Origin of the sequence: Nocardioides salarius (assembly GCF_016907435.1) — a bacterium.
Classification (GTDB): domain Bacteria; phylum Actinomycetota; class Actinomycetes; order Propionibacteriales; family Nocardioidaceae; genus Nocardioides; species Nocardioides salarius.
Genome location: NZ_JAFBBZ010000001.1, coordinates 2,135,987 through 2,154,730, shown reverse-complemented (window position 1 = coordinate 2,154,730; position 18,744 = coordinate 2,135,987). Strand labels below are relative to the sequence as shown.

The window sequence follows — 18,744 nt, the reverse complement described above, 5'->3', positions numbered from 1 at the left end:
ATCAGGCTCCTTGCTGGGTCGAGTGCGGGGAGGGTGCGGGGCTGCTGCGTGCCGGAGGTTCCGCACCGGGTGGTGAGGAGCCCCGCGCGGGCGGCACCGGGTCGTAGCCCCCGGCCGCCCACGGGTGGCAGCGACCGACGCGCCGGGTGGCCAGCCGCGTGCCCCTCAGACTGCCATGCACCTGCACGGCCTCGAGGGCGTACGCCGAGCACGAGGGGTGGTAGCGGCAGACCTGGCCGTAGATCGGGCTCACCACGGCGCGGTAGACGCGCAGCAGCGCGACCAGCACGTGCTTCACGGCCGTACCCGCTGCAGGCAGCGGTCGAGGTCGGTGCCGAGCTCGGCGTACGACGCCTGGGCAGCGGCGGGCAGCGCCCGGACCACGAGCACAGCAGAGCCCGGGAGCGTCGAGACGTGCTCCCGGGCCAGGTGGCGCAGTCGGCGCTTCACGCGGTTGCGAACCACGGCGTTGCCCACGGCCTTGCTGACCACGAACCCGATGCGCACCACGTCGTCGTCGCCGACCAGGAGGTGCGCCACCAGCGTCCGTGACCCCGCGCGCCGACCTCGGCGTGAGGCGGCTCGGAAGTCCGAGCCGTCACGCAGACGGTGGGCGGCGGGGAGCAACGGCCGAGGGGGCCGTCGCTCAGACCGAGATGCTCTTGCGGCCCTTGCGGCGCCGCGAGTTCAGGATCGAGCGGCCGGCGCGGGTGCGCATGCGCAGGCGGAAGCCGTGCACCTTGTGGCGGCGGCGGTTGTTCGGCTGGTACGTACGCTTGCTCACGGCTGATGTTCTCTTTCGCTGGACGTCTGTGCAGTGTCGACCCGGCCAGGACGAGGGGGTCTCCCCGTCGGCGGCGCGGGTTGTGCCCGTGCGCGGACGCACGGTCGGTGTCGCCCTTCGGCTGCCACCGCCCACCCACGACGCAGGCCCCGCGGGTGCGGGGTTCGGCGTGGACATGCGGCACCAGTCGACATCTAGTGACCGGCCAACGGTACGCGCGCGGCGAGACCAGGGTCAAACCCTCGCGACCGTCCTGTGCATCGACCCCGCGAACCTGTGGAGAACGTCTTGCTGGTGCCCGCGTGAGCGGGTTAGGTTCGAGGACGTCGACGCGCCGTTCGACGCCGCGCCGACAGGGCCCCCACCGGTCCTCAGCACGTGCGGCACGACCTCGCCGTACCGCCGCTGACCTGCGAAGACAAGATCCAGAACGGTCACGGCGTGCCGGGAGGCGACCCGGGGCGACCCGTCCCCAGCACCCCGCTCACAGCCTGTGGAAAAGCCTGTGGAACGAGGTGGCCCAGTTCGGACCAGGCAGGAGATCCACCTCGTGGAGGACAGCAGCTCGGAGCTCGGGAACGCGTGGGCCAGCGTGCTCGCGGACCTGCAGCCCAACCAGCGGGCCTGGCTGCGCGCCAGCGAGCCGGTGACCCTGCACGGGAACACCGCGATCGTGGCCGTGCCCAACGACTTCACCCGCAACCAGCTCGAGGGCCGGCTGCGCGGCCAGCTCGAGGACGCCCTGACGGTGCGGTTCGGGCGCGAGATCCGGATCGCGGTCACCGTGAACCCCGAGCTCGAGGAGAACGTCGCCGAGCCCACGCCCCTGCCGGCCGACGACTCAGGTCGATATGTCGACATGTCTCCTTCGGTGGTCCCGCCGCCGACCGAGGCGCCTCGCCAGCACGTGCCCGACGAGCGGGACGCCCCCGCCCCGGCGCAGGCCCCCAGCGCCCTGGAGACCCGGCTCAACCCGAAGTACACCTTCGAGACCTTCGTCATCGGCTCCTCCAACCGCTTCCCGCACGCCGCGGCCGTGGCGGTGGCCGAGGCGCCCGGCAAGGCCTACAACCCGCTGCTCGTCTACGGCGACTCCGGGCTGGGCAAGACCCACCTGCTGCACGCCATCGGCCACTACGTCCGCTCGCTCTACAACGGCGCCAAGGTGCGCTACGTCTCGAGCGAGGAGTTCACCAACGAGTTCATCAACGCGATCCGCGACGACCGGCAGGACCGGTTCAAGCGGCGCTACCGCGACGTCGACGTCCTGCTGATCGACGACATCCAGTTCCTGGAGGGCAAGACCCAGACCCAGGAGGAGTTCTTCCACACCTTCAACACGCTGCACAACGCCAACAAGCAGATCGTGCTGACCTCCGACCGGCCCCCCAAGCGCCTCGAGGCCCTCGAGGACCGGTTGCGCAACCGCTTCGAGTGGGGCCTGATCACCGACGTCCAGCCCCCCGACCTCGAGACCCGCATCGCCATCCTGCGCAAGAAGGCCGCGATGGACCGGCTCACGGCGCCGCCCGACGTGCTCGAGTTCATCGCCTCCAAGATCCAGACCAACATCCGCGAGCTCGAGGGCGCGCTGATCCGGGTCACGGCCTTCGCGAACCTCAACCGCCAGGAGGTCGACATGACCCTGGCCGAGATCGTCCTCAAGGACCTGATCCCCGAGGGCGGGGAGCCCGAGATCACCGCCGGGCTGATCATCGCCCAGACCGCCGCCTACTTCGGGCTGGCCATCGACGAGCTCACCGGGCCCAGCCGCGGACGGCACCTGGTGATGGCGCGCCAGATCGCGATGTACCTGTGCCGTGAGCTGACCGAGCTCTCGTTGCCCAAGATCGGTGCGCAGTTCGGCAACCGCGACCACACGACCGTGATGTACGCCGACCGCAAGATCAACCAGCTGCTCGCCGAGCGTCGCGCGGTCTTCAACCAGGTCAGCGAGCTCACCAACCGGGTCAAGCTGCAGGCCCGCCAGGGCTGAGCCCACCCCCAGATCGCCGTGGAGCCTGTGGATCAACCACCCCGGGCACTACGAACTACACGGGGAGGATCTGTGGAACCGCAAGGGAAAGCCGGGCACGACCGCCGCCCGGTGCACACGCCCACGCTGCTCGTCCGGATCCTCCTCCACAGCCCCTGTGCACGACGATCGAGCCGGCTGACCTGCGGGTTTCATGTTCCTCCACAGTTTCCACCGCTGCTATGACTCCTACGGACCTCCATCAAGGTCACGAGACCCGTCAACTCCTCCCAGGCCCCCTCCCTGGGGAAAACGCCCCGGGCCTCCCGACGGCGCCGGCCTCGTGGCAGGATTCGTCTCCCACCGCCCGCTGACCGCGCCCGCCTCGAAGAAGGACTCCCCACCGTGAAGTTCCGCGTCGAACGTGACGTGCTCGCCGACGCCGTCGCGTGGGCAGCTCGCAGCCTCCCGGTCCGACCCAGCGTGCCCGTGCTCGCGGGGCTGCTGGTCGAGGCCACCGACCAGGGCCTGCTCTTGTCGACCTTCGACTACGAGACGTCGGCACGGGCCACGCTGCCGGCGGAGGTCTCGGGCGAGGGTCGTGCGCTGGTCAGCGGTCGCCTCCTCGCCGACATCTGCCGCAGCCTGCCCGCGAAGCCGGTCGAGATGGTGCTCGACGGCGCCCGCGTCTCGCTCACCTGCGGATCCGCCCGGTTCAGCCTGCAGACCATGCCGGTCGAGGACTACCCCTCGCTGCCCGAGATGCCGGCCGCGACCGGCACCGTGCAGAGCGACCTGTTCGCCCACGCGGTCGCCCAGGCCATCACCGCGGCCGGCCGGGACGACATGCTCCCCGTGTTGACCGGCGTGCGCATCGAGATCGACGGCTCGTCGATCTCGTTGCTGGCCACCGACCGGTTCCGGCTCTCCCAGCGCGAGCTCGGCTGGGACCCCCGCACCCCCGACGAGTCGATGGCCGCACTCGTGCCCGCCAAGGTGCTCGGCGACACCGCCAAGTCCCTGACCGCCGGCAGCGAGGTGACCATCGCGCTGGCCGCCAGCGGCTCGGGCGAGGGCATCATCGGCTTCGAGGGCGCGGCCGGCGGCGGGATCCGGCGTACGACGACCCGGTTGCTCGACGGCGAGTTCCCCAAGGTCCGCAGCCTCTTCCCCAGCGAGCACCTCACGGTGGCCAAGGTCGACAAGGCGGCGCTGATCGAGTCGGTCAAGCGCGTCTCGCTGGTCGCTGAGCGCAACACCGCCGTCCAGCTCGCCTTCAGCGAGGGCGTGCTGACCCTCGACGCCGGATCCGGCGACGAGGCGCAGGCCTCGGAGTCGATCGAGGCCGACGTCGACGGCGAGGCGCTGACCACCGGGTTCAACCCCCAGTTCCTCCTCGACGGCCTGACCGCGATCGACGAGTCGGTCGTCGAGCTGGCCTTCACGCAGGCCTCCAAGCCCGTGGTGATCAGCGGATCCCCGGCCGAGGGCGACACCGACCCCGGCTTCCGCTACCTGCTGATGCCGCGGCGCCTGCTCTCGTAGGCGTGCCTGCGCACGACCTCGCAGACCGACCACCCGCAGACCGGCCCCACAGCAAGGAGCGCACCATGGACATCGGACTCGTCGGACTCGGCAAGATGGGCGGCAACATGCGCACCCGCCTGCGCAACGCCGGCCACACCGTCATCGGCTTCGACCTGGACCCCGAGAAGCGCGACGTCGACAGCCTCGAGGCGATGGTCGAGGCGCTGCCCTCGCCCAAGGTCGTGTGGGTGATGGTCCCCTCCGGCAAGATCACCCAGGACACCGTCGACGCGCTCGGCGAGCTGCTCGGCGAGGGCGACCTGGTCATCGACGGCGGCAACTCGCGCTGGACCGACGACCAGGCGCACGCCGCCCAGCTCGGCGAGAAGGGCATCGGCTTCCTCGACTGCGGCGTCTCCGGCGGGGTCTGGGGCCTCGAGAACGGCTATGCGCTGATGTACGGCGGCAGCGCCGACGACGTCGCGACCGCCCAGCCGATCTTCGACGCCCTCAAGCCCGAGGGTGACTTCGGGGCGGTGCACGCCGGCAAGGTCGGCGCCGGGCACTTCTCGAAGATGGTGCACAACGGCATCGAGTACGCCGTCATGCAGTCCTACGCCGAGGGCTGGGAGCTGCTGCAGGCCGTCGACGTCGTCGACAACACCACCGAGGTCTTCCGCTCCTGGCGCGAGGGCACCGTGATCCGCTCCTGGCTGCTCGATCTTCTCGTGGGCGCCCTCGACGACGACCCGGGCCTGGCCTCGATCGCCGGGTACGCCGACGACTCGGGCGAGGGCCGCTGGACCGTCGAGGCCGGCATCGAGAACGCCGTGGCCACCCCGGCCATCACCGCCGCCCTCTACGCCCGCTTCGTCTCCCGCCAGGACGACTCCCCCGCCATGAAGGCGGTGGCCGCCATGCGCAACCAGTTCGGTGGCCACGCCGTCAAGGGCGTGGAGAAGTCCGGCGTCGAGCCCGGCCCGGATCCCGACCTGGCATGACGTGCACGTCTCGCACCTGACCCTGCACGACTTCCGCTCCTACGCCTCGGCCGAGGTGGCGCTGGAGCCGGGCGCCACGGCGTTCATCGGCCGCAACGGCCAGGGCAAGACCAACCTGGTCGAGGCGATCGACTACCTCTCCCGGCTCTCCTCCCACCGGGTCGCCTCCGACGCGCCGCTGGTGCGCGCGGGAGCCGACCAGGCGGTGGTGCGTGCGGCCGTGGTCCGCGACGGGCGCACGGCGGTGCTCGAGGTCGAGGTGAACCCGGGGCGCAGCAACCGGGCGCGGGTCAACCGCTCGCCGCTGCCCCGCGCCCGCGAGATCGTCGGACTGGTGCGCACGGTGGTCTTCTCGCCCGAGGACCTGGTGCTGGTCAAGGGCGACCCCTCCGACCGGCGCCGCTTCCTCGACGACCTGCTGGTGCTGCGCGCCCCGCGGCTGGCCGGGGTGCGCGCCGACTACGACCGGGTGCTGCGCCAGCGCAACTCGCTGCTCAAGACCGCCGGGCAGGCGCGGCGCGGCTCCTCCTCCCAGGAGGGGGCGCTGGCCACCCTCTCGGTGTGGGACGACCACCTGACCCGCACCGGCGGCGAGCTGCTCGCCGAGCGGATCGCCCTGGTCGACGCGCTGCGGCCCTACCTGGCCCGTGCCTACCAGAGCGTCGCGCGGGGAGCGGGACGCGACGACGCGGCGCTGGAGTACCGCCCCAGCCTCGAGCTCGACGGGGCCCGCTCGGCGGGTGAGCTCGCGGCGGCCCTGCTGGCCGAGGTCGAGCGCCGCCGCGGCGACGAGCTCGACCGCGGCGTCTCGCTGGTGGGACCGCACCGCGACGACCTGCTGCTCAGCCTGGGCCACGGCGCGGGCCCGGACGAAGGGCCCGACGGCGGGCCCGACGGCGAGGGGTCGCCGCCGCGTCTGCCGGTCAAGGGCTACGCCTCGCACGGCGAGTCCTGGTCGTTCGCGCTGGCGCTGCGGCTGGCGTCGTACGACCTGCTGCGCGACGACGGCGACGACCCGATCCTGATCCTCGACGACGTCTTCGCCGAGCTCGACACCGAGCGCCGCGAGCAGCTCGCCGACCTGGTGGCCGGTGCCGAGCAGGTGCTGGTGACCGCGGCCGTGGCCGCCGACGTGCCGAAGGCGCTGTCGGGGGTGCGCTACCTCGTCGGTGGCGGCGAGGTGCGTCGTGAGCCCTGAGCCCACCGACGGATCCTCCGGCGAGGACCACGAGGACCCGGCGGCGCAGCCGGGCGAGGGCGAGGGCGAGGAGCACCGGGCCGACGGGCTCGAGCTGGCCCGCCGCATCGCCCGGGCCACGGCGGGCGCGGGCGGCTCCCCCGCGCGGCGCCGCAAGCCGCGTCGCGCGGGTGGCGACCCCGCCGGCAACAAGGGGTCCGGCTCGCACCCCGACGACCGCGACCCGCAGACCCTCGACGCCACGCTGGGCCGGCTGGTCGCCGACCACGGCTGGGAGCTCGACCTGCGGGTCCACGGGGTCTTCGGGCGCTGGGTGGAGATGGTGGGCGGCGAGGTGGCCGGGCACTGCACCCCCGAGTCCTTCGCCGACGGCCGGCTGGTGGTGCGCACCGACTCCACCGCCTGGGCCACCCAGCTGCGGCTGCTGGCGCCCTCGCTCGTACGCCGCCTCAACGAGGAGCTGGGCCACGGCACCGTGACCGTGATCGAGGTGCTCGGCCCGCACCTGCCCACCTGGCGCAAGGGCCCGCGCTCGGTGCGCGACGGCCGCGGGCCGCGCGACACCTACGGTTGAGCCGGCGAGGTCGTCGAGCAGGGGGTGGCTCCGGCACAGGCGATCTGGGGCCCTCTCGGTGGTACCCGTACCCGTCGACACCCCTGGGAGGCGCTCCCAGACACCTCCCTGCGGCCGTGAGGGAGTCTTTTCGCGGTCGCGACACCTGACACCTGGGGACGAAGCGTGTCCTGGGGCCCGCAGAGCGGTAGCATGGCCCCCGGGTCGCCTCTGGCGACCCGACCCATGTCCTGGCTCGTCGCACGAGCCTGCAACGAAGAGGTGGACGTGTCCGACGAGACCCCGACCCCGGACGACCAGCAGGACCCCACGGCGACACCCCCCGCACCCCCCGCGGTCCCGGCCGACCTGCGCCCCAACGGGGTCGACTACGACGCCTCGGCGATCCAGGTGCTCGAGGGCCTCGAGGCGGTGCGCAAGCGCCCCGGCATGTACATCGGCTCGACCGGCGAGCGCGGCCTGCACCACCTGATCTGGGAGATCGTCGACAACGCGGTCGACGAGTCGCTGGCCGGCTACTGCGACCGGATCGTGCTGACCCTGCTCGCCGACGGCGGCGTGCGCGTCGAGGACAACGGTCGCGGCATCCCCACCGACACCGCGCCGGGCCAGGAGCTGCCCGCGCTCACGCTCGCCCTGACCGTGCTGCACGCGGGCGGCAAGTTCGGCGGGGGTGGCTACAAGGTCTCCGGCGGTCTGCACGGCGTCGGCGTCTCGGTCGTCAACGCGCTCTCCTCCCACGTGGTGGCCGAGGTCAAGAACCGCGGCCACCTGTGGCGCCAGTCCTTCACCATCGGCGTGCCCGACGCCGACCTCGCGCAGGTGCGCCCGCTGCGCGACGACGAGGGCAGCGGCACCACGATCACCTACTACCCCTCGCCCGACATCTTCGAGACGATCACGCACTCGCTCGAGACGATCACGTCGCGGGTGCGCGAGTACGCCTTCCTCAACAAGGGCCTCGAGATCGTGGTGCGCGACGAGCGCCCGGCCGCCGACGCGGTGATGGACGCGGTCGAGGACGACACGGCCTCCGACGACGTCGACCGCACCGGCCCCGCCGCGATGCAGCGCGGCGCCGACGGCGGCTCCGAGCAGGTCTTCCGCTACGACCGCGGCCTCGTCGACTTCGTCGAGCACCTCAACCGCACCAAGACCGTCGCCAACCCCTCGGTGATCTCGTTCGAGGCCGACACCCCCGAGTCGGTCGAGAACCACATGAGCCTCGAGGTGGCGATGCAGTGGAACACCTCGTACGCCGAGTCGGTGCACACCTTCGCCAACACCATCAACACCCACGAGGGCGGCACCCACGAGGAGGGCTTCCGCTCCGCGCTCACCTCGCTGATGAACAACGCCGGCTTCGACTGGGGGTTGATGAAGAAGCAGGAGGACCGGATCACCGGTGACGACATCCGCGAGGGCCTCACCGCGATCATCTCGCTCAAGCTCGGCGAGCCGCAGTTCGAGGGCCAGACCAAGACCAAGCTCGGCAACACCGAGGCCAAGGGTTTCGTGCAGCGCGTCGTCAACGACCAGCTCGGTGCCTGGCTGGAGCAGAACCCGCAGGAGGGCCGCGAGATCATCCGCAAGGCCCAGGCCGCGGCGCAGGCCCGCGTGGCCGCGCGCAAGGCCCGTGACCTGGCCCGCTCGCGCAAGGGCCTGCTCGGCGGTGGCGGCCTGCCCGGCAAGCTCTCGGACTGCCAGTCCACGAACCCGGCCGAGTGCGAGGTCTTCATCGTCGAGGGCGACTCGGCCGGCGGCTCGGCCCGCCAGGGCCGCGACCCGCGCATCCAGGCGATCCTCCCGATCCGCGGCAAGATCCTCAACGTCGAGAAGGCGCGCATCGACAAGGTGCTCGGCAACGCCGAGGTGCAGTCGATCATCTCCGCCCTGGGCACCGGCATCCAGGAGGAGTTCGACGGCGACAAGCTGCGCTACCACAAGGTCGTGCTGATGGCCGACGCCGACGTCGACGGCCACCACATCAACACCCTGCTGCTGACGCTGCTCTTCCGCTTCATGCGGCCGCTGATCGAGCACGGCTACGTCTACATGGCCCAGCCGCCGCTCTACCGGCTGCGCTGGAACAAGCCGCACGAGCACGAGTTCGTCTTCTCCGACGCCGAGCGCGACGCGCTGCTGCTCGAGGGCCAGGCCCAGGGCAAGAAGCTGCCCAAGGAGAACGCGGTCCAGCGCTACAAGGGCCTCGGCGAGATGAACGCCAAGGAGCTGTGGGAGACCACGATGAACCCCGACCAGCGGCTGATGCTGCAGGTCACGCTCGACGACGCCGCGCACGCCGACGAGATCTTCTCGATCCTGATGGGCGAGGACGTCGAGCAGCGCCGCTCCTTCATCCAGCGCAACGCCAAGGACGTCCGATTCCTCGATATCTAGGTATCTAGCCCAGACCTTAGACAATCGTAGAAGCGACGAGAGAGACACAGAGACGTGACTGAGACCCCCACCGACGGCGGCGGCCCGATCGTTCCCGGCCCGGGAGGCCGCATCGAGCCGGTCGAGCTGCAGACCTCCATGCAGCGCGCCTACATCGACTACGCGATGGCCGTCATCGTCGGACGCGCCCTGCCCGACGTGCGCGACGGGCTCAAGCCGGTGCACCGGCGCGTGCTCTACGCGATGTTCGACGGCGGCTACCGGCCCGACCGCGGCTTCTCCAAGTGCAGCCGCGTCGTGGGTGACGTGATGGGTCAGTACCACCCGCACGGCGACACCGCGATCTACGACACCCTGGTGCGCCTGGCGCAGCCGTGGGTGATGCGGGCGCCCCTGGTCAACGGGCAGGGCAACTTCGGCTCACCGGGCAACGACTCGGCCGCCGCCATGCGGTACACCGAGTGCCGGATGGCCCCGCTGGCGCTCGAGATGGTGCGCGACATCGAGCAGGACACCGTCGACTTCCAGCCCAACTACGACGGCCGCTCCTCCGAGCCCGTGGTGCTGCCCGCGCGCTTCCCCAACCTGCTGGTCAACGGATCCGCCGGCATCGCGGTCGGCATGGCCACCAACATCCCGCCGCACAACCTGCGCGAGGTCGCGGCCGGCGCCCGCTGGGCGCTGGACAACCCCGACGCCTCCAAGGAGGAGCTGCTCGACGCGCTGCTCGAGCGCATCAAGGGCCCCGACTTCCCCAACGGCGCGACCATCGTGGGTCGCGAGGGCATCGAGCAGGCCTACCGCACGGGTCGCGGCTCGATCACCCAGCGCGCGGTGATCCAGGTCGACGAGGACACCAACGGGCGCACCTGCCTGGTGATCACCGAGCTGCCCTACATGGTCAACCCCGACAACCTCGCGCTCAAGATCGCCGAGCTGGCCGACTCGGGCAAGGTGCAGGGCATCTCCGACGTGCGCGACGACACCTCCGACCGCACCGGCCAGCGCCTGGTGGTCGTGCTGCGCCGCGACGCCGTGGCCCGGGTGGTGCTCAACAACCTGCTCAAGCACACCGAGCTGCAGAGCAACTTCAGCGCCAACATGCTGGCGCTGGTCGACGGCGTGCCGCGCACCCTGTCGATCGACGCGTTCATCAGCAACTGGGTCGCCCACCAGATCGACGTCATCCAGCGGCGCACCCGCTTCCGCCTGGCCGAGGCCGAGCGCAACGCCCACGTCTACCGCGGCCTGGTCAAGGCGCTCGACGCCCTCGACGAGGTCATCGCGCTGATCCGCCGCTCACCCGACGCCGACGAGGCCCGCACCGGGCTGATCGAGCTGCTCGACATCGACGACGTGCAGGCCGAGGCGATCCTGGCGATGCAGCTGCGGCGCCTGGCGGCGCTGGAGCGCCAGAAGATCATGGACCGCCTGGCCGAGCTCGAGCTGATCATCGCCGACCTCGAGGACATCCTGGCCAACGAGGCCCGCCAGCGCCGGATCATCTCCGACGAGCTCGGCGAGATCGAGGAGAAGTACGGCGACGACCGCCGCTCCCAGATCATCGCCGCCGACGGCGACCTGTCGATGGAGGACCTGATCCCCGACGAGGAGCTCGTCGTATCCATCACCCGCGGCGGCTACGCCAAGCGGACCCTGCGCCACCAGTACCGCCTGCAGAAGCGCGGCGGCAAGGGCGTGCGTGGCGCGACCCTTCGCGGCGACGACGTCGTCGAGCACTTCATCGCCACCACCAACCACCACTGGCTGCTGTTCTTCACCACGGCCGGGCGGGTCTACCGCACCAAGGCCTACAACCTGCCCGAGGCCTCCCGCGATGCCAAGGGCGGCCACGTGGCCGGGCTGCTGTCCTTCCAGCCCGACGAGTCGATCGCCCAGGTGCTGGCGATCCGCGACTACGACCAGGCGCCGTACCTGGTGCTCGGCACCCGCAGCGGCCTGGTGAAGAAGACCCGCCTGGGCGACTACAACTCCCCGCGCCAGGCCGGCGTCATCGCCATCAACTTCCGCGAGGACGACGACGAGCTGATCGGCGCCGAGCTGGTCGGCCCCGACGACGACATCCTGCTGGTCTCCCGCAAGGGCCAGGCGGTGCGCTTCCGCGCCGACGACGCCCAGCTGCGCCCGATGGGGCGCGCGACCTCGGGCGTCTCGGGCATGAAGTTCCGCGACGGCGACTCGCTGCTGTCGATGTCGGTCATCCGGGCCTCGCAGGTCGCGGCCGAGGTCGCCGCGGGCCTCAGCGAGACCAACGAGGACACCCCCGACGTCGACCCGTCCTCGGCCGGGCTGGTCGAGCCGGTCGAGCCCGCGGAGGTCAAGGCGCAGTACGTCTTCACCATCACCGACGGCGGCTTCGCCAAGCGCACCCGCATCAACGACTACCGGCTCACCAACCGCGGCGGCCTCGGGGTCAAGGCGATGGGCCTGGCCAACGAGGACCGCGGCGGCCTGGTCGGCGCCTTCATCGTGGAGGAGGGCGACGAGGTCCTCTCGATCACCGCCTCCGGCCAGGTCGTGCGCAGCCCCGTCAACGCGGAGTTCCGCCCGACCGGTCGCTCGGCGATGGGCGTGAAGTTCGTGACGCCCAAGAAGAACGACTCCGTGGTGGTCGTGGCCCGCTCGGTGGAGGCCAAGGTCGACGCCGAGGACGGGGCCGACGAGGGTGTCGACGAGGGCGCCGAGGACGGTGCCCAGGCTCTCGAGAACGCGGACGACTCGACCGCGGGTGCAACAATCGGTGCCGACGACGCGTCCGAGACGGTGGGGCAGAGCACCGAGGACGTGCCTGACGACGACACCGAGGATGAGAGCTGATGACCGAGCGATCGACCGAGTCCCGATCGACCTCCGGGTCGAAGCCCACCTCCGAGGCCGCTTCGAAGCCGGCGAAGAAGCCGGCGAAGAAGCCGGCCGCGGGGTCGTCCGCGAACCCCACGGGGGCGTCCTCCGACGACACCGCGGTGCGTCCCCCGCTCACCGAGCGGATCCAGGGCCGGGTCACCAAGGCCGCCGAGGAGCACAAGGCCAACCGTGAGGCCAAGAAGCAGGCCGCGAGCGCGGGCAGTGCCAAGGCGGCCTCCGCCTCGGGGTCGAAGGGCACGCCCCGCGGCCCACGCCGGGCTCGGTTGCGGCTGACCCGCATCGACCCCTGGTCGGTGATGAAGACCGCCTTCCTGCTCTCGGTGGCCTTCGGCATCGTCACGGTGGTCTCGGTGCTGATGGTGTGGACCGTGCTCGACGGTGCCGGGGTGTGGGAGTCGATCAACCGCACCGTGACCGACGTCGTGGGCCAGGAGAGCGCCTCCGACTTCGACGTGGAGAACTACATCGGCACCTCGCGGGTCATCGGCTTCACGATGCTCATCGCGGCCGTCGACGTGGTGCTGCTGACCGCGATCGCGACGCTGGGCGCCTTCCTCTACAACATGGCCGCCGCGCTCCTGGGCGGCGTCGAGGTCACCCTCGCCGAGGACAACTGATCCCACCCACCCCGTGCCCGCACCGCGTTTTGTCCGCGCGCGAGGGCGTCGGGTAGTCTCCCCTCTCGGTCGTCCGGGTCCCTGACCCGTGCCGATCCCGCCGGCTGCTGCCGGTGTGGGGCCTATAGCTCAGACGGTTAGAGCGCTTCCCTGATAAGGAAGAGGTCACAGGTTCAAGTCCTGTTAGGCCCACCACCATCCACGTCCCACCAGCGTGATCCGATCCGTGCCGGGAGGCTCGTCGTGAAGAAGATCCTGATGCTCCTGCTCGCCGCCGGTGGCGCCCTCGCGGCCAAGAAGAAGTACGACGAGTCGCAGGCCGAGCAGGCCCTGTGGGCCGAGGCGACCGACCCGGTCGCGAAGGGCTGATCCCGACCCTGTTCCAGGGGCCTTGGCGCAATTGGTAGCGCACCTGCTTTGCAAGCAGGGGGTTAGGGGTTCGAGTCCCCTAGGCTCCACCACCGCGGCGTCCCTCCCAGGTGCTTGACTTGGTGCCGTGACGACACCGCCCGATGCCCAGCGCCTCGTCGAGCAGCTGATGGCCGACCCCGGCTCCGCGGAGAGCCGGGCGCTCCTCGAAGGCCTGCTGAACGGCCGGGTGAGCAGTCTGCTCGAGCGGCTGCGGGCCGTCGACGCCCCGAGGCTGCTGCAGGTCCCCGCCGAGGTCCGCGGGTTCCGGGTGCGCCTGGACCTGCACGGCGCCAAGCCGCCGGTCTGGCGCCGGCTCGAGCTCCCGGGCGACCTCGACCTGCCCGCGCTGCACGACGTCATCCAGGCAGCCATGGGGTGGTACGACTGCCATCTGCACCGGTTCCGCACCGGCAGCGACCCACGTGCGCCCGGGTTCGTCACCCGTTTCGACGTCGAAGAGGGCGAGGAGGGCACGCTCGAGGACGGCGTGCGCCTCGACCAGCTGGTCGCGCAGCGGGGCGACCAGCTCTGGTACGAGTACGACTTCGGTGACGGCTGGGAGCACCGGCTGACCGTCGAGGCGGTGCTCGACGAACCGCCCGGGGCGCCGCGCTGCACGGGCGGGCGGATGGCCTGCCCGCCCGAGGACTGTGGCGGGGTCGACAGCTACCAGGAGCTGGCGGCCTGGGTGCGCAGCGGGTACGACGCGGCACACCTGCCCGCCGCCTTCGACGGGCCCGCCCACGCGCACGCCTGGCTTCCCGACGATTGGGACCCCGACGCCTTCGACCCGGCCCCGGTGGACCTCGCGCTCGCCGCGGCGGCAGCCGAGCCGGCCACCGTCACCGCCGAGCTGGCATCGCTGGCTGAGGAGCTCGAGCGCCACGGCTCCCGCCAGCTCAGGGAGGTGCTGGCCCGGCCGCTGTCGCACGGTCCCACCGACGTCGGCGAGGAGCAGGCGGCACGGCTCACCGGGACCTACCGCACCTTCCTCGACGTCATCGGTGACGGCGTGACGCTGACCGCGGCCGGCTACCTGCCGCCGGCGGTGGTCGAGCAGCTGGCGGACCGGCTGGGGGTGAGCGAGTGGTGGCTCGGCCGGGCCAACCGAGAGGACATGACCTTCCCCGTCGCCCACGTCCGCACCGCCGCCCGGGCCCTGGGCCTGGTCAGCCTGCGCAAGGGCCGGCTGGCCCCGACCGCTGCTGCCCGGCGCCTGGGCGCCGACCCGCAGTCCCTCCTGCGCCACGTGGCGGGGCGACTTCCGCTCGGCACCAGCGACGCGGACCGGCAGGCCGGCTGGATGGCCCTGGCCGTGGCCGGCAGCGGCGTACCGGCCGGGCAGTGGCGCGGCGAGATCACCCTGCTGCTGTACGCCCTCGGGTGGCGCGACGGTGACGACCGGGTCTCCCCGCCGCCGGCCCGCAGCCCGACCCTCGACGTCCTCGAGCACCTGGCCGGGGGACCGGGTGTGCGCACCCACCAGGTGCGGGAGGTGGACCCGGCGGTGGCCGCCACCGCCCGCGCGGTCACCGCGCCGACGTAGAGGAACTGGCGCCGGCTCGTGGGTCGGGTCGCATCCAGGGGATCCCCGCGTGGGCCGGGCCGGGCGGTGGCAGACTCTGCGCCGTGCTCTCTCGACCGGTCCTGGCGCTCGCTGCTGCCCTCGTGGCGCTGAGCGGGTGCAGCAGCCCGATCGAGGCGCCCGATGCCAACGAGCCGGCGGTGCCGCTCGCCACGGCGGCCGTCACCGAGCAGCGACCCCCGGCCGCCCGGGTGGTGCTCGACTACGTGCCCGCCGACGTCGCGCGGGTCACGGTCACCGACTACGAGCAGGTGGCGCTGCAGCTGGGCGTGGTCGACCTGGCCAGCGACCTGGGGGCCGGCGACCGGGCCGACTTCTGGCGCCGTGCCGAGACCGAGACCGTGCTGCTGGCCGACGGGCTGCTGCGCCCGGTGCAGCAGCGGCTGCAGCGGGACTTCTCCCTCGGCCAGGAGGACGTGCGGTGGGAGGCCCGGCTCTTCGACGACACCGGCCGTGAGGTCGGGTTCGTGCAGTCGTGGGCCGCGATCATCGACCCCGGCGTGCTGCGCCGCGCCGTCGAGGCGGGGGTCGGGCCCCTGCGCGGCGCCACGGTGCTCGCCGAGGAGAGCCTCGTGCTCTCAGGCGTCGCCGAGGAGGTCGAGGAGCCCTGGGGCGGCGAACGGCTGGCCGAGCTGGTCGCCGGGCCGGCCACGTCGACGTACCTCGAGCTCGGCTGCGTCGACGAGCCCGGTCGAGACGCCCTCGACGAGCTCGAGGCCTACACCGTCTCCTTCGGCAGCGTCCTGGCCACCGCACGGCTCGGGGCCGGTCGCCGCGACCTCTTCGATCGGCTCGAGAGCGCGGCGGGCGACGACTCCTTCTCCGAGGTCTTCACCGGCGGAGCCGCGGACCCCTCCAACGGCCGCCTGGGCTACGAGATCGCCTCGCCACCGCGGGCGGCCGCCCTCACGCTGCGCCGGGCGCTGCCGTTCGCGGCCTGCGCCGGCTGACGCTGCTGCTCGGGCGGACCGGGTCGACCGGGCTCGTCGGGGGTCAGTGGCCCGCGGCGTGCACGCTGCGCACCGTGGGCGAGGTCTCGACCTGCGAGGCGTCGGGGTAGGTGCCCAGCAGCCGGTCGGCCGTGCCGGCGCTGGTCACGGTGAACCAGTAGTTCTCGTTCTTGTAGTGGTGCAGCCGGTGGTTGCGCCACAGCGCGCGGTACCAGCGCGAGCGGGGCCGGTAGTCGCTGTGCACCAGGTAGTGGGTCCACTCGTAGCCCAGCATCAGCGCGTAGACCGAGACCAGCAGGGTGCCTGCACCCGCGAGGGTCGGGACCGCCAGCCACGCCACGACGACGTACGCCGGCAGCAGCCAGACCAGGACCGGCCACGGGATGAAGACCAGCGGGAGCAGCCGCGGGTCGGCGTGGTGTGCCCGGTGCTCGCGGGCCAGGAGGGAGTCGATGCGCAGCGGCCCGAGGCTGCGGGGGCGCCAGTGCAGGATCGCGACGTGCACGACCCACTCGATGAGCGGGAAGGCCGCGACCAGGCCGACCGGGAAGGCCAGCTCCCACCAGCTGCCGGAGCCGAGCAGCACCCGGCCGACGACGGAGGCGACCAGGAACGTGGCGATCATCGGCGGGCTGGGGTGGCGCCAGAACTCCCGCCAGGCGCCCCGCAGCGACAGGCCGGCGCGCCGCCGGGCCTGACCGGTGATCCGGGCCTCCTCGGCCGCCAGTCGCTCGGCGGCCAGGGCGTCGACCGTCCCCGGGTCGAGCCGTCCGGTCTGCTCGGTTCCGTCGGTGCTCATCGCTCCTCCTTCGTGCTGCCCAGCGCGTCGAGCGCCTCCATCAGGCTGGTGGTGGCCGGGCGCAGCACGCTCTGCGCGGCGACCCGGGCGGTGTGCGGGTCGCCCGCGGCGATCGCAGCGGTGAGCACCCGGTATGCCTCGACGTGACCCACCTCGGCCGCCATCACCGGCGCCAGCGCCTCGAGCGCGGGTTCGTAGGCGGCGCGCAGGCTGTTGAACATGAGGCGGAAGACCACGGAGTCGGCGGCGTCGACGACCTGGTCCCAGAAGGCCAGGGCGTGCACCTGCTGCTGCACCCCGTCGTCGGTGCCGGCCAGGTCGTCGAGGGTCGTGGCGAGCGTCGCCGCCAGCGTGGTGCCGCCCCGCTCGGCGGCCAGTGCCGCCGCGGCGGGCCCGATCGCCAGGCGGGCCTCCAGGATGCTGCGCACGACTGCGGCGTCCAGGGTGCCCGAGCGCACGAGCAGGCGGGGCAGCAGGTCGAGGCCGGCGGAGCGCTTGAAGTCGCGCACCAGCGTGGCGCCGCCCTGGCGCACGTCGACGAGCCGGGTCGCGGCCATCCGCTGCAGCGCCTCGCGCACAGCGGGCCGGGAGACACCCAGGACCTCGGCCAGACGGCGTTCGCTCGGCAGCGGCTCGCCGGGGGACAGCTCGCCGTCGACGACGTCGGCCAGCACCTGGTCGAAGACCTCGTCGGGCACGGAGCGGCGGTGCACGGGATGCAGGGGCATGCTCGGACCGTAGATGGGTGCGGCCCGGTGGTCAAGTGGTCTGACCACTTCTCGAGAAGGCCGCGGCGACGAGCCCCGTGGTCCGCTCTCCTATCCTGAAGGGGTGATGACGGCCCTGGCACCGCGCTACTGGGGCGCGCACCTCCTGGCGCTCGTGCTGGTGGCCGCGGCGGCGGGCCTGGGCTGGTGGCAGTACGCCGCCTACCAGGCGCAGCAGGAGGCCGAGGCCCGCGACCTGACGCGGGCCGAGCCGGTGGCGCTCGGCGACGTGATGGGCCCCGACGACCCGTTCCCGGCCCCCTCGGTCGGCCAGCCGGTCACCGTCGAGGGGACCTGGGTGCCCGGGGGCACCGTCTACGTCGAGGGTCGCGAGCACGACGGCACCGACGGCTACTGGGTGCTGACGCCGCTGGCGGTCGGCGACGACGCCGACGCCCCTGCGCTCCCGGTGGTGCGCGGCTGGGTGGCCTCGCCCGACGACGCCACCGCCCCGCCGGAGGGCGCCGGCTCGGTCCAGGGCTGGTTGCAGCCGGCCGAGGGCACCGGCGCCGCCGACGACGACCGCAGCGACGACGTGGTGCCGCAGGTGCGCACCGCCGACCTGATCCAGCACGTCCAGCAGGACCTCTACGGCGCGTACGCCGTCGTCGACCACGACGCCGAGGCCAACGCCGCGCTGGTCGGCGCCGACGCCCTCGAGCCCGCCGACCTGGCGGCGCTTCCCCGGGCCGCGGGCTCGACCGGCCTGCGCAACCTGCTCTACGCCCTGGAGTGGGTGCTGTTCGGCGGGTTCGCGGGCTTCGTGTGGTGGCGCTACGTGCGCGACCTCACCACGGCACCGGCCGAGTCGGCCCCGAGCGCGGACGAGCCCGAGGACCGCCCGGTAGCGTCGAGCCCGTGAACGACGAGCTGCGCGCCCCGCTGGCGGCGTACCGGGTGATGGCCACGATCGTGGGAGTGCTCCTGGTGGTGCTGGTCCTCATCGGCCTGCCCCTGCACTACGGCTACCTGGTCTCCGACGCCGCGTGGCTGGCCGAGGGCAGTGGCGGCGGATGGCAGCTCGGCTCCGACATCTCCGCCTACCTCGGCGTCGCCCACGGCTGGCTCTACATGATCTTCCTCTTCTGCGCCTTCTGGCTCTCGCGCCGTGCCGACTGGGAGATCGGCTTCACCGCGGTGACGCTGGCCTCCGGCACCGTGCCGCTGCTCAGCTTCTGGGCCGAGCACCGGGCCACCCGCCGGGTGCGCGCGCTGCAGCGCAGCGACGCCGCCCCCGCGGCCCGCTGACGAGCACGCCGAGGAGGATCAG

The 18,744-nt window shown here is 72.3% G+C and carries 18 protein-coding genes and 2 tRNA genes; 15 read left to right on the top strand and 5 right to left on the bottom strand.

Annotated features, from left to right (window positions below; genetic code table 11):
* Window position 1: 1 nt before the first annotated feature.
* The 3 genes from yidD to rpmH are packed head-to-tail and all read right to left on the bottom strand — an operon-like array spanning window position 2 to window position 784.
* Window positions 2-298, bottom strand: coding sequence for a membrane protein insertion efficiency factor YidD (yidD, locus tag JOE61_RS10380; RefSeq protein WP_204797211.1), 297 nt, complete (start codon window positions 296-298; stop codon window positions 2-4).
* On the bottom strand, window positions 295-627 hold the full coding sequence (gene rnpA, locus JOE61_RS10375) for a ribonuclease P protein component (RefSeq protein ID WP_193670571.1): 333 nt from the start codon (window positions 625-627) through the stop codon (window positions 295-297). The genes yidD and rnpA overlap by 4 nt, the downstream gene beginning before the upstream one ends.
* Before the next feature lie 19 nt (window positions 628-646).
* Window positions 647-784: a 50S ribosomal protein L34 gene (gene rpmH, locus JOE61_RS10370; protein ID WP_193670570.1), complete on the bottom strand. Its 138-nt coding sequence runs from the start codon at window positions 782-784 to the stop codon at window positions 647-649.
* Between the two features lie 505 nt (window positions 785-1,289).
* Here rpmH and dnaA point away from each other — a divergent pair.
* The 13 genes from dnaA to JOE61_RS10310 all read left to right on the top strand — a co-directional run bounded on the left by dnaA (window position 1,290) and on the right by JOE61_RS10310 (window position 15,908).
* Window positions 1,290-2,780: a chromosomal replication initiator protein DnaA gene (gene dnaA / locus JOE61_RS10365; protein WP_372440069.1), complete on the top strand. Its 1,491-nt coding sequence runs from the start codon at window positions 1,290-1,292 to the stop codon at window positions 2,778-2,780.
* A gap of 384 nt (window positions 2,781-3,164) precedes the next feature.
* Complete coding sequence (dnaN, locus tag JOE61_RS10360) at window positions 3,165-4,304, top strand: DNA polymerase III subunit beta (RefSeq protein WP_193670568.1); 1,140 nt, start codon at window positions 3,165-3,167, stop codon at window positions 4,302-4,304.
* Window positions 4,305-4,369: 65 nt separating this feature from the next.
* Window positions 4,370-5,287 carry a phosphogluconate dehydrogenase (NAD(+)-dependent, decarboxylating) gene (gene gnd / locus JOE61_RS10355; protein ID WP_193670567.1) on the top strand — a complete coding sequence of 306 codons (918 nt, stop codon included), beginning with the start codon at window positions 4,370-4,372 and terminating at the stop codon, window positions 5,285-5,287.
* 1 nt (window position 5,288) lies between these two features.
* Window positions 5,289-6,485, top strand: a complete 1,197-nt coding sequence (gene recF / locus JOE61_RS10350) for a DNA replication/repair protein RecF (protein WP_193670566.1) — start codon at window positions 5,289-5,291, stop codon at window positions 6,483-6,485.
* Window positions 6,475-7,059, top strand: a complete 585-nt coding sequence (locus JOE61_RS10345; protein WP_193670565.1) for a DciA family protein — start codon at window positions 6,475-6,477, stop codon at window positions 7,057-7,059. The genes recF and JOE61_RS10345 overlap by 11 nt, the downstream gene beginning before the upstream one ends.
* A gap of 267 nt (window positions 7,060-7,326) precedes the next feature.
* Complete coding sequence (gene gyrB, locus JOE61_RS10340; RefSeq protein ID WP_372440068.1) at window positions 7,327-9,459, top strand: DNA topoisomerase (ATP-hydrolyzing) subunit B; 2,133 nt, start codon at window positions 7,327-7,329, stop codon at window positions 9,457-9,459.
* 54 nt (window positions 9,460-9,513) lie between these two features.
* Complete coding sequence (gyrA, locus tag JOE61_RS10335) at window positions 9,514-12,297, top strand: DNA gyrase subunit A (protein WP_193670563.1); 2,784 nt, start codon at window positions 9,514-9,516, stop codon at window positions 12,295-12,297.
* Window positions 12,297-12,962, top strand: a complete 666-nt coding sequence (locus tag JOE61_RS10330) for a DUF3566 domain-containing protein (protein WP_193670562.1) — start codon at window positions 12,297-12,299, stop codon at window positions 12,960-12,962. The genes gyrA and JOE61_RS10330 overlap by 1 nt, the downstream gene beginning before the upstream one ends.
* A gap of 118 nt (window positions 12,963-13,080) precedes the next feature.
* Window positions 13,081-13,157: transfer RNA gene (locus tag JOE61_RS10325), tRNA-Ile, on the top strand.
* A gap of 48 nt (window positions 13,158-13,205) precedes the next feature.
* Window positions 13,206-13,331, top strand: coding sequence for a DLW-39 family protein (locus JOE61_RS21690; protein WP_302709375.1), 126 nt, complete (start codon window positions 13,206-13,208; stop codon window positions 13,329-13,331).
* A 16-nt stretch (window positions 13,332-13,347) separates the two neighbouring features.
* Window positions 13,348-13,423, top strand: a tRNA-Ala gene (locus JOE61_RS10320).
* A 35-nt stretch (window positions 13,424-13,458) separates the two neighbouring features.
* Entirely contained in the window at window positions 13,459-14,919 is a 1,461-nt protein-coding gene (locus tag JOE61_RS10315) for a plasmid pRiA4b ORF-3 family protein (protein ID WP_307822923.1), read from the top strand.
* A gap of 83 nt (window positions 14,920-15,002) precedes the next feature.
* Complete coding sequence (locus tag JOE61_RS10310) at window positions 15,003-15,908, top strand: hypothetical protein (protein WP_193670561.1); 906 nt, start codon at window positions 15,003-15,005, stop codon at window positions 15,906-15,908.
* A gap of 43 nt (window positions 15,909-15,951) precedes the next feature.
* Here the strand turns inward: JOE61_RS10310 and JOE61_RS10305 are convergent, their stop codons facing one another.
* Together JOE61_RS10305 and JOE61_RS10300 are read right to left on the bottom strand one after the other, a co-directional pair.
* Window positions 15,952-16,707, bottom strand: a complete 756-nt coding sequence (locus tag JOE61_RS10305; protein WP_193670560.1) for a sterol desaturase family protein — start codon at window positions 16,705-16,707, stop codon at window positions 15,952-15,954.
* Window positions 16,704-17,435 carry a FadR/GntR family transcriptional regulator gene (locus JOE61_RS10300; RefSeq protein WP_193670559.1) on the bottom strand — a complete coding sequence of 244 codons (732 nt, stop codon included), beginning with the start codon at window positions 17,433-17,435 and terminating at the stop codon, window positions 16,704-16,706. The genes JOE61_RS10305 and JOE61_RS10300 overlap by 4 nt, the downstream gene beginning before the upstream one ends.
* Window positions 17,436-17,541: 106 nt before the next feature.
* Between JOE61_RS10300 and JOE61_RS10295 the strand changes: the two genes are divergently transcribed.
* Together JOE61_RS10295 and JOE61_RS10290 are read left to right on the top strand one after the other, a co-directional pair.
* Window positions 17,542-18,336 carry an SURF1 family protein gene (locus tag JOE61_RS10295; RefSeq protein WP_193670558.1) on the top strand — a complete coding sequence of 265 codons (795 nt, stop codon included), beginning with the start codon at window positions 17,542-17,544 and terminating at the stop codon, window positions 18,334-18,336.
* Window positions 18,333-18,722, top strand: coding sequence for a DUF3817 domain-containing protein (locus tag JOE61_RS10290; protein ID WP_204797210.1), 390 nt, complete (start codon window positions 18,333-18,335; stop codon window positions 18,720-18,722). Before JOE61_RS10295 ends, JOE61_RS10290 begins: the two co-directional genes overlap by 4 nt.
* Window positions 18,723-18,744 lie beyond the last annotated feature (22 nt).